This window comes from Leuconostoc sp., assembly GCF_965300815.1.
This window is the reverse complement of record NZ_CBDKZH010000152.1, coordinates 1-2,582: the sequence shown is the minus strand read 5'-3', so window position 1 is coordinate 2,582 and position 2,582 is coordinate 1. Positions and strand designations below refer to the sequence as shown.

The following is a 2,582-nucleotide window of genomic DNA, read 5'->3' as shown; positions in this document are numbered from 1 at the left end:
AATGCAAGCACCGTCAAAAATGACTAAAAAAGCGGATCAATTAATCGATGATAAGAAACCAATGTCTTATATGTTGCTTGGAACCGATACTGGTGATTTGGGTCGTGATTACAAGGGACGTACTGACACGATGATTGTGATGACGGTGAACCCTAAGACCAACACGACAACAATGACGTCAATTGCCCGTGATACGTTGGTGACAGTCAATGGTAAACAAATGAAGATCAATGCCGCCTATGCCTACGGCAATGCAGATTCAGCCATTGAAGCTGTTCAAAATTTGCTCGATATTAAAATTAATGGCGGCTATATTTTGATTAACATGGGTGGCTTGGTTAAGATGGTCGATGCCGTTGGTGGCGTGGATGTCACGTCACCAATCACCTTTACAACGGAAGGTGATGACACCCAGGCTAACGCAGCTAAGCAATACAGCTTCACAGCCGGTCAAACATATCACATGGATGGAAATGAAGCTTTGGCCTTCTCACGGATGCGACACGAAGATCCTAATGGGGACTATGGCCGTCAAATGCGGCAACAGTTGATTATTCGGGCAGTCTTGAAGAAGGCGACGAATGTTGGGACATTGTTTAATGATACATTGTTAAATACAGTATCAAATAACGTACAAACAGACATGTCAACACATGCCATGCAAAAATTAGCGATGGATTATCGTGGTGCCTTTGCTAATGTCAAGCAAGACCAATTGCATGGCACAACACGAAATATGGGCGCCCTTGGTGCTGTTGAAATCATGAGTCCAACGGAAATCACGCGTATTCATGACGAAATTACCGCCCAAATGGCAGAATAATCGTATCAAACAGGTTGCATAACCTGTTTTTTTGTGCAATAAAATACACAAATTCACGCAATATACACAATTTTAATGTATATAAACGAATTTGTGTTGAATAAATAAACGTCTAGCGGTAGTATTAATGCATAGATAAACACGGAGGTCGAGCACATGACAGAAACATTGGTATTAGCCTATTCAGGCGGATTGGATACTTCGGTGGCCATTCCTTGGTTGAAAGAAAAAGGGTATGACGTCATCGCCGTTGTCTTAAATGTTGGACAACATGGTAAAGACATGGACATGATTCAAGCTAAAGCCCTCAAGGTTGGGGCCAGCCAATCGATTGTGATTGATGCCCAAGCGGAATTTGCAACGGACTATGTTGCGCCAGTGATTAAAGCTAACATGTTGTATGAAGGCGAGTATCCTTTGGTTTCAGCCTTGTCTCGGCCATTGATTATTAAAAAGTTAGTTGATATTGCCCATGAAAACAATGCAGTAGCCATTGCGCATGGCTCAACGGGACATGGAAACGATCAAGTTCGTTTTGAAGCCGCGATTCATGCACTAGATCCGGATATGAAAATTGAAGCCCCGATCCGTGACTTCCAGTGGTCACGAGAAGAAGAAATCGCTTATGCCAATGCACATGGCGTGCCAGTGCCGATTGTGTTGGATTCGCCTTACTCAATTGATGAAAATCTCTGGGGACGTGCTATTGAAGCCGGTATTTTAGAAAACCCCTGGCATCAAGCGCCTGAAGAAGCGTATGCGTTGACCAACGCAATTGAAAATACACCTGATACGCCAGCGTTTGTGGACGTGACTTTTGAACAAGGGGTACCAGTCGCCCTTGATGGCGTGGCCTTGCCGTTGGCTGATCTCATTAATCAGCTTAACGAATTAGCGGGGGCACATGGGATTGGCCGAATTGATCACATTGAAAACCGCTTGGTGGGGATCAAATCACGTGAAATTTATGAAGCGCCAGCTGCTGCCGTGTTGATGACGGCGCATAAAGATTTGGAAGATTTGACGCTGGAACGTGACGTGGCGCATTTCAAGCCAATCATCGAGCAACAACTAGCTAATTTGGTATATGAGGCCAAGTGGGTCTCACCATTATTTGACAGTTTAATGGCCTTTATTGATGACACCCAAAAGAACGTTAATGGGGTCGTGAAAATGAAGTTGTTTAAGGGAAATGCCATTGCGGTGGCGCGTCAATCGGCACATAACTCACTTTATGATGAAGACTTGGCCACGTATACCAGTGCCTCATCCTTTGACCAAGAAGCAGCGGTTGGCTTTATCAAGCTATGGACATTGAGTAACACGGTTTACGAACAAGTCAACCACGTCCACAGCCAAAAGCCAGTTAAACAAGTCGAAGTCTAAAAAATAGTGGCTTTGCCACTGTACATAGTTTAAGGAAAGGAAAGATGGGTGGTGTTCACCACACATCAACAAAGTCACATGACAACGAAATTATGGGGTGGCCGTTTTACCGAAAATGCTGCGGCCTGGGTCGATGCCTTCGGTGCATCCATTACATTTGACCAAGCAATGGCCGCTGAAGATATTGAAGGTTCAATTGCGCATGCAACGATGCTAGGTCGCCAAGGGATTATTTCTGACACAGATGCGGACCAAATCGTAGCCGGTCTCAAGGCATTACAGCAAGAACTCGCTGCGGGTGAGTTAGGCTTTGATGTACAACATGAAGATATTCATATGAATATTGAAGCGTTACTGACAGCCAAAATTGGCC

General features: G+C 44.5%; 2 protein-coding genes and 1 pseudogene. All 3 read left to right on the top strand.

Annotated elements, in window-relative coordinates; translation table 11 throughout:
• Positions 1 to 823, top strand: an 823-nt coding sequence (locus tag ACW12G_RS07510) for an LCP family protein (RefSeq protein WP_455647663.1), incomplete at its 5' end; no start/stop codon positions are given.
• A gap of 156 nt (positions 824 to 979) precedes the next feature.
• Positions 980 to 2,209 carry an argininosuccinate synthase gene (locus ACW12G_RS07505; RefSeq protein ID WP_095652826.1) on the top strand — a complete coding sequence of 410 codons (1,230 nt, stop codon included), beginning with the start codon at positions 980 to 982 and terminating at the stop codon, positions 2,207 to 2,209.
• 78 nt (positions 2,210 to 2,287) lie between these two features.
• Positions 2,288 to 2,582, top strand: a pseudogene (locus tag ACW12G_RS07500) (argininosuccinate lyase); the annotation flags it as partial.